8 protein-coding genes are annotated in these 8,307 nt (G+C 35.7%); 6 read left to right on the top strand and 2 right to left on the bottom strand.

The genetic code is table 11. The features are described 5' to 3' along the window. The 4 genes from ACT9TX_RS12570 to ACT9TX_RS12555 all read left to right on the top strand — a co-directional run. A partial coding sequence (locus ACT9TX_RS12570) for a transposase (RefSeq protein ID WP_481338645.1) occupies window positions 1-510 on the top strand: 510 nt, incomplete at its 5' end. A 212-nt stretch (window positions 511-722) separates the two neighbouring features. Continuing rightward, window positions 723-1,163: a hypothetical protein gene (locus ACT9TX_RS12565; protein WP_481338644.1), complete on the top strand. Its 441-nt coding sequence runs from the start codon at window positions 723-725 to the stop codon at window positions 1,161-1,163. Between the two features lie 111 nt (window positions 1,164-1,274). Next, a complete protein-coding gene (locus tag ACT9TX_RS12560; protein WP_481338643.1) occupies window positions 1,275-1,934 on the top strand; it encodes an SCO family protein in 660 nt (219 codons plus the stop codon). Continuing rightward, window positions 1,931-2,527, top strand: coding sequence for a toxin-antitoxin system YwqK family antitoxin (locus ACT9TX_RS12555; protein WP_481338642.1), 597 nt, complete (start codon window positions 1,931-1,933; stop codon window positions 2,525-2,527). The genes ACT9TX_RS12560 and ACT9TX_RS12555 overlap by 4 nt, the downstream gene beginning before the upstream one ends. Before the next feature lie 120 nt (window positions 2,528-2,647). Here ACT9TX_RS12555 and uxuA read toward each other — a convergent pair whose 3' ends face one another. Then, complete coding sequence (uxuA, locus tag ACT9TX_RS12550) at window positions 2,648-3,820, bottom strand: mannonate dehydratase (RefSeq protein WP_481338641.1); 1,173 nt, start codon at window positions 3,818-3,820, stop codon at window positions 2,648-2,650. Window positions 3,821-4,019: 199 nt separating this feature from the next. On the opposite strand from uxuA, the gene ACT9TX_RS12545 reads away from it, so the two are divergent. Then, the gene (locus ACT9TX_RS12545) at window positions 4,020-4,166 is read left to right on the top strand and encodes a lmo0937 family membrane protein (RefSeq protein WP_481338640.1); all 147 of its coding nucleotides are present in this window, start codon (window positions 4,020-4,022) and stop codon (window positions 4,164-4,166) included. 236 nt (window positions 4,167-4,402) lie between these two features. Beyond that, complete coding sequence (locus ACT9TX_RS12540) at window positions 4,403-6,967, top strand: reprolysin-like metallopeptidase (RefSeq protein WP_481338639.1); 2,565 nt, start codon at window positions 4,403-4,405, stop codon at window positions 6,965-6,967. Window positions 6,968-7,052: 85 nt separating this feature from the next. On the opposite strand, the gene ACT9TX_RS12535 is transcribed toward ACT9TX_RS12540, so the two are convergent. Then, window positions 7,053-8,267, bottom strand: a complete 1,215-nt coding sequence (locus ACT9TX_RS12535; RefSeq protein WP_481338638.1) for an MFS transporter — start codon at window positions 8,265-8,267, stop codon at window positions 7,053-7,055. Window positions 8,268-8,307 lie beyond the last annotated feature (40 nt).

The following is an 8,307-nucleotide window of genomic DNA, read 5'->3' as shown; positions in this document are numbered from 1 at the left end:
AAACACGATAAAGTAAAAAATAATGACGGTAAAAAAGAGGCAACACTTGAAACTGCCACTCTAAGAATTGTTAGTGATGAATGGTGCCAGTTTTATGCAGAAGTGGGCAAACCCAAGCATTTATTTAGAAGAATTGAAGCCGTTAGACTGGAAAATAATGAACCAATTAGCTTTATAACAAACATAGAAAACCTAACAGCAACAGACATTACAGAGCTTTATAAAAGAAGATGGGATATAGAAGTGTTTTTTAAGTTTATTAAACAATTACTCAATTTTAAACATCTGTTAAGCAGGAATGAAAATGGGATAAAAGTGGTTTTGTACGTAACCATGATCGCAGCCATACTATTAACGGCTTACAAAAAAATAAATCACCTAAATGGCTTTAAAATACCCAAACTAAAATTTAGCAATGAACTAGAAAATGAAATTGTAAAGGAACTTATAAGAATGTGTGGTGGAAATCCTGAAAAACTAAATGAAGTTTTATTGTGTAACACCTCATAAATATCTTTCGTACACCTATGGTGAGGACACAAACCACTAATGAGGTCTATCGGTTGGTGTCTCACCAACCGAAAATGGAAATTTTTATTCATTCATACTGTTTCATCGGTAATTTTTTCTTTTTCACCTTTTATTGTTTCTTACAGCAAAGGTTTTTTCTTCAAATCGCATCTGATTTAGCATAACACATTCAACAATAAAAATAATAACACATGAAAAAGCAAATGTTAGTTGTAGTAGCCATGCTTTTAATAGCAGGCTTTGCACAAGCACAACCAGAGCAAAATGGTCGTCCACCAAAACCACCAACACCGGAAGAACGCTTAAAGCACGTAAGTGAAGAATTGAACAAACAATTAACGCTTACGGCAGTACAAAAAGAAAAAATACTAGCGGCTTACAAAGCATTTTTTGCCGACATGGAAAAGAATAAAAGTAAAGATGCAAAGCAGCAGCCACCACCGCCACCACCACCGCCTGTAAGCAAAGAAATTGCTGATAAACTTAGTGCAGAAAGAGATGCAAAAGTGAAGGCGGTGCTTACGCCAGAACAGTATAAAAAATATGTAGAGATAGAAAAAACAATGCGCCCTAAACATCCTGGTAAGCCCGGTGATGCTAAAGGCCCAAAGCAACCACCAATGGAAGATTAAGTTTTTGGATAAGGATAGGTTTTAGGCTTAGAATCTGCTGTAAAAGGCAGATTCTTTTTTGTTGTAACAAATATTGCTTGCAGATTGCACCATCATAAAAACTTTCTTGCTATGAAGTTATATAGAAACGTTGCTTTGATATATCTCATGTTTATTGCTTTTGCCTGTGGCAATAATCAAAACACTAATACCACCACTAAGCATTTACCATTTTACAACGATGCTAGCTTTACCCCTGTATGGATAGATACTGCATCGCCTAATTATAGAAATGTTCATACTATACCAGATTTTAGTTTCATTAATCAAAATGGGCAAGCAATTACCAATCACACATTTGATGGTAAAATTTATGTGGCAGATTTCTTTTTTACAAGCTGCCCGGGTATTTGTAAAAAGCTTACCAATAATCTTAGTTTGGTGCAAAAAGCATTTGCCAACGATGCAGATATATTATTGCTGTCGCACAGTGTAACGCCTGATAATGATAGTGTACCAAAGCTAAAAAAATATGCTACGCAATTTGGCGTGATTGATGGTAAATGGCACTTGGTTACAGGCGAGCAAAAAGCCATTTATGACATAGCAAGGCAAGCTTATTTTGCAGATGAAGATTTGGGCGAACAGAAAAACGAAAACGATTTTTTGCATACAGAAAATGTATTGTTAATAGATAAGCATAGGCGCATAAGAGGTGTGTACAAAGGCACATTAGAAGTAGATATGCAGCATTTAATTGAAGACATTAATACCTTAAAGCAAGAGCCATGAGATGGATGCTATTTTTGCTAGTTGTAAGTGCATTTGCTTGTAAGCAACCTTCTGAAAAGCTTGTTAATACTGCACCTCAGTCAATTGTAATACCAAATGATACGATTGTTGTTACTGATAGTTTATTACAAGTACGTAATGGTGCGTATTACTTTAAAGGTCAATTGTTTTCTGGATATTTAAAGTTTTTTCATGGTAATGGTTTGGTAAAAACAGTGCAAGCTGTTTATCAAGGTAAGCAAGAAGGCTGGGCTTATGAATACTTTGAAAATGGTAAACCATTGAGTAAACGGTATTATCATTTAGGCGAAAAAGATAGCGTACATACTGGCTGGTGGGATAATGGTAATATTCGCTTTGTGTACCACTTTAAAAATGGTGTGTACAATGGTAGCTTTGAAGAATATTACTACAGCGGGAAGCCTTTAAAAAAGATAAGTTATTACAATGGCAACGATAGCTTTGGTACTGGCTGGCGTGAAAATGGTAAAATATTTATGAACTACATTATGAAAGATGGTAGGCGCTATGGTGTAATGAATGCACAGCCTTGCTACAGTTTAAAAAATGAAAGAGGTGAATACGTAAAGTAATTGTCACCACAAAGGCACAGAAAGCATCTAGTTAGTTTTGGCAAAATAATTTTGAAATAAAAAGGGTGTTCAGAAAGTATTAATACGTTCTGAACACCCTTTTTCTATGTGCTTAATAAATTATAAGCTTCTTGCAATACCCATTTCAAGGCCACGCAATTCTGCCAAGCCACGTAATCTACCAATAGCAGAATAGCCAGGATTAGTTTTCTTTTTCAAATCATCTAACATTTGATGACCATGATCAGGACGCATTGGTATCGATACATTTCTAGCTCTCATCACACCAATAATTTCTTTTACCACAGCATACATATCTACATCACCTTCTAGGTGATTGTCTTCATAAAAATCGCCAAATTCATTGCGTTTGGTGCTGCGCAAATGGATGAAATTAATTCTGTCACCAAACTGTTTTACCATAGCTGGTAAATCATTGTCTGGTCTTACACCAAACGAACCAGTACAGAAGCACAAACCATTGTTTAAAGAAGGTACTGCTTCTGCTAAAGCAGCAAAATCTGCCGCAGTGCTTACAACTCTTGGTAAGCCCAAAATGCTATATGGTGGGTCGTCTGGATGAATTACCATTTTCACATTTGCTTCATCTGCTACAGGTACTATTTGTTGTAAAAAGTAAATTAAGTTAGCACGTAATTTATTCGCATCAATATCTTGATAAGCATCTAATGCCTGCTGAAATTGTTCTATCGTAAAGCTTTCCTCACTACCAGGTAAGCCTGCAATAATATTACGTTGTAGCAATAATTTTTCGTCATCGCTCATGGTATTAAACTTGGCTTCAGCTCTGCTTAATTCTTCTACTGTATAATCTTTTTCAGCGCCTTTTCTTTTTAAAATAAATACATCAAAAGCTACAAAAGCTGCTTTCTCAAAACGAAGGGCTTTACTGCCATCTTCTACTGTGTAGGCAAGGTCAGTTCTCGTCCAATCTAGCACAGGCATAAAGTTGTACGTAACAATGTGAATACCACAAGCACTTAAATTTTTAAGCGATTGCTGATAGTTAGCGATATATGTTTCAAAATTGGTTAACTGTGTTTTAATGGCTTCGTGTACTGGCACACTTTCTACAACATCCCAAGTTAAGCCTGCAGCTTCAACCTCTGTTTTGCGTTTTGTAATTTCTTCAACGGTCCATAACTCACCATTTTTAATGTGGTGTAAAGCTGTAACCACACCTGTGCAGCCTGCTTGACGAATATCTGAAAGACTAACTGGGTCATTCGGTCCATACCAACGCATGGTTTGTATCATTTGATGATTGCTCATATTATTAGCTTTTTAAAGAGAAAAATTTAGATTCAGTAAAGAGAATTGTTTATAAGCAAAAAAGCAAGATTGAGTTAAGGAAACGTTTTCGTAAATACCATTCACGATGGGTCTGTTTAGCATTAATATAATTATCAATATTTTTTGTTAAAACAAATTGTGGCACGGTTATTAATCTTTATTAGTAAAAATATATATCATGAGAAGTTTATTGTATTTAGTAGCCGTTATTTTAGTAATAGGTTGGTTACTTGGTTTTTTCGTTTACAACGTTGGCGGTATTATACACATATTATTAGTAATAGCCGTAATTGCCATCTTGTTAAATATTATTAAGCGAGCTTAAAAATTCTCGAAAGCATTTTTATTGGTTATTAAACGAATCACTTAAAAATTAATACCTGTTATACATTCTTGTAGACAGGTTTTTTACGTTAAAACTGTATAAGATTTTTCTTTTGATTATTTAAAGGCGCTTGTATACTTTCGTTCAGTATTATTTTTGCTTAGCTTGTAGAAAAAATTACACCTTATTTGCTAGACATAAGTTTTACAACATCGAATAACCCAAAACTTATACAAATGAGATTAAATGCTTACTCAAAAAAAACAATTAGTGTTTTTTGCTTCCTATTTTTTGCATTCCTAAGTCAAGCGCAAAAGAACTTTTTTACCAAAACAGCTCCAACAGGCAAATACAAAATTGAAAGTGGTTTAAAAAGCTATAATGTCTATAAACTAGACGAATCTGGTCTTAAAGAATATATTTCGAAATCACCTTTAGAATTCAGCTACAACGAATCCATATCGCCAATAGTTATTACAGTTCCTTTTCCTGATGGTTCTACAGAAATCTTTCAAATTTTTGAATCTTCTATTCTTTCACCAGAAATCGCTGCACAATTTCCAGATTTTAAAACTTATGCGGGAAAAAGTAAAAGTAGCGGTTCAACAATAAGAATAAGTTTTGCCTCAATTGGATTTGATGCAATCGTAACTAGTTCTGGAAAAGATGCTATCTATTTTCAGAGGGCAACTTCAAATGCTGCTGATAATAATATCATCAGCTATTTTGGTAGTAAAGCAACAAAACTTGGTAGACCTAATATGAGTAACAAGTGTGGTACGCTAATGCCTATCACTTCAAGTGTTACTGTGCTTGGTGATACTAAAACTACTTTGGGTACACAAAATTTAACAACTACTGGTGGTGCTTTAAGAAACTTTAAGCTGGCCGTTTCTGCTACTGCAGAATATAACACACTCAAAGGCTCAGGTAACACAACTACCACGTTTTCATCAATTGTAGCTTTTGTTAACAGATTGGTTGCTGTGTATCGATCTGAGCTTTCTATTACTTTTACTTTAGTAAGTAGCACAAATCTTATTGCAACAACGGTTGGTACACCATTTGCCAATGCTAATACCAACGATTTAATTATCCAAAATCAAACTTTTGTTGATAATATTATTGGTGACGCTAATTATGATTTGGCATTTGTACTAGGCACTTCTACACCTAATAGTTCATCGGGTGGCTTGGCGGCTTCTTCAAGTGTAGGCAGTACCGGACAAAAAGCGCAAAATGCAACGCAAGTGGCTGTAGATAATACGTTTGCACCTGTGTTTGACGATCAAACAATTGCACATGAAGTAGGTCATCAATTCTCAATGAGTCACTCTTTCAATAGCTCAATACCTGTTTGTACAACTAGAGAGCCTTCAACATCTGTTGAGGTTGGTTCTGGTACAACTATTATGAGCTATGGGTATACTTGTAGTGACAATACAGGCAATGATGATTATGAAAATACCTACTTGCCTTTTTTAAATTTTCATGCAGTAAGCTACAGCCAGGCAGTTAATTTCATGACGACCATACCTAGCGTATACACTACGGTTTCTACAGGTAACACACCACCAGTAATTACATCCATTACAGCAGATAAAACCATACCTAAATCAACACCTTTCTTTTTAACAGGTACTGCATCTGATGTGAATGCTAGTGACGTATTATCTTATTCTTGGGAAGGAACAAACATTGGCATAGCTACACCTGTGCCTTCAACATTTGCCAATACAACCTTACCACCTTTTTTTAGAAGTTATCAGCCAGTAAGCTCTAGCACAAGATATTATCCAAGACTGTCAGCCATTTTAGATGGTAGCAACTATGCAAGAGGTGATAAATTACCATCTGTTGGTATAGTAACCACACATAGATTTACAGTAAGAGATAATGTGAATGGTGTAAATACTGGCACTGTTACAGTTACGGTAGATGGTAATTCTGGTCCTTTTTTAGAAACAACAAACTTATCGGGTAATTACACATCTGGTTCTAGTCAAACCATTACTTGGAGCGTTAATAACACAACTGCTGCACCTGTTAGCTGTGCTAATGTTAGTATCTTACTATCAGTAGATGGTGGTCAAACTTTTCCTTATACTTTAGCTGCATCTACACCAAATGATGGCTCTGAGCTAATTACTTTTCCTGCTTTAACATCTTCTACTACAACAGCACGTATTAAAGTACAAGCGGTAGACAATATCTTCTTTGATATTTCTAATAGTAATTTCTCAATTACTGCAACTTTACCTGTTTCTGTTACCAATATTACGGCTAGTAAAAAGAATGCTAGCGTATCTGTTGATTGGTCTGTATTAAATGAAATTAACGTTAAACAATACGAAGTAGAAAAATCTGCCGATGGTATTAATTATGTAAAAGTTGGTGAAGTAGCTGCAATAAAAGCAAATAATTATTCTTGGTTAGATTTATCACCTTTTAGTGGCAATAATTATTATCGTATTAAGTCTGTAGATAACGATGGTAGTGCTCAGTTTAGCCAAAGTGTAGTAGTGAAATTTGGCACTGATAATAGTCAGAATATTACTGTTGTTAGCAACCCAATACTAAATGGTAAAGTGCAACTACTTGTAGAAAATACAGCTAGGGGTACTTACTATATTAATTTATACAACCAGCTTGGTCAGCAAGTAGCCAATAAAGAAATTGCACATACAGGTAATAATACAACCTATACAGTTTCTACTAATGGCTTAGCAAAAGGTGTTTACCAAGTCTTATTTACCAATGCTTCTGATTTTAAAGTAATTAAAACAGTTATTGTAGAATAAGTTATAAAACAACAATTCAATTTAGCAAAAACGCCGTTATCGTTTATAAACGATAACGGCGTTTTTGCTTTGTAATATTCTTTTCTTACTCAATTGTTTTAGGCACTAATTTTTTTGCAAACAAACTTTGCAATACCAAAAATGCAACTGCCACAAATACTAAAGCCACTACAGCTTCTACCATAAGCATGTATTTGCTACCGTATTTATCGTGTACCCAACCGTCTACATCTATCATGTACACCACAGGTATATTGGCTAATGATGAAATCATAGCGTATTTGGTAGCTGCTAGTTTGGTGCCAGTAGCATACAAAGCCACCGCAGAAAATGCGGCATTAATTAGGCCATACAAAAAGGCATAAGTTAGTACACCACCAATATATACAGCAGGCACATAAGGTAGTGCTGCCATGGCCAGTGTAATTAAGGCAAACACAGTGCCTGAACCTAAATATGCCCACCAAATGCCCCATTTGTCGGCTATCCAGCCACCTGCTACACAGCCCAATGCACTAACAATGCCACTAAGTGCACCTGTTACTAATGCAATGGTATTAGGGCCTGCGTGCCAGTCATCTGCTACGGCAGACCATAAATTGGCTATGCCTGCAGTGCCTATTGGCATACAAATAAGTAATAGTACAAACAGCAGTATTGGTACTTTTATCATGCGTAGCAATTCTCTACCCATAACACCAATTTCTATTTTAAGGGTAGAGCTGCTTTCACTTTTTACATCGGCTACTTGTGTAATTACCAATGCTACCGCAATGCATAACAAACACAGTACAATACCTACCACTGTTAGATTATAATTATTGGCAAGCCACAAACCTGCACCACCACCTAAACCCACACCACCTAAGTTACCTGCTTGATACCAACCACCAGCTCTACCTTTTTTACTTGGTTCTACACGTACTGCCATTAACCCACCAAGGGGTAGCACTACAAATGTTGCCGCTACTTGCGATAGAAAAACAATGGCTGTTAATAGAGGTATTTGTTTGGTATCGTAAGGTATAAAACACAATAGCAGCAAGGTTGCTGTACAGGCCGAAACGCCAATCCAATACCATTTGCGTAAGCTTAAAGTAATGTCTGCAATTGGCCCCCATAAAAAGCGCCAAATATTTGATGATACACCAATAGCTACAATACTAGCTGATTGTGCTACAGTAAAACCTTTTTGTGTAAGTAAATAAGGCAATACTACAGTGGCAAAGCCAATGCTGATGCCATAAGGTAAAACTAAAAAGAAGAAATAATATGGCTTAGTGTATGATTGTTGGTTCATTGATGGCGGTTAAAGCACCAATTTAGCAACAATCATTCAC

This window comes from Parasediminibacterium sp. HNIBRBA5674 (assembly GCF_056745525.1).
Note: the sequence above shows the minus strand (reverse complement) of the source record. Positions and strands in the feature narration are given on the sequence as shown.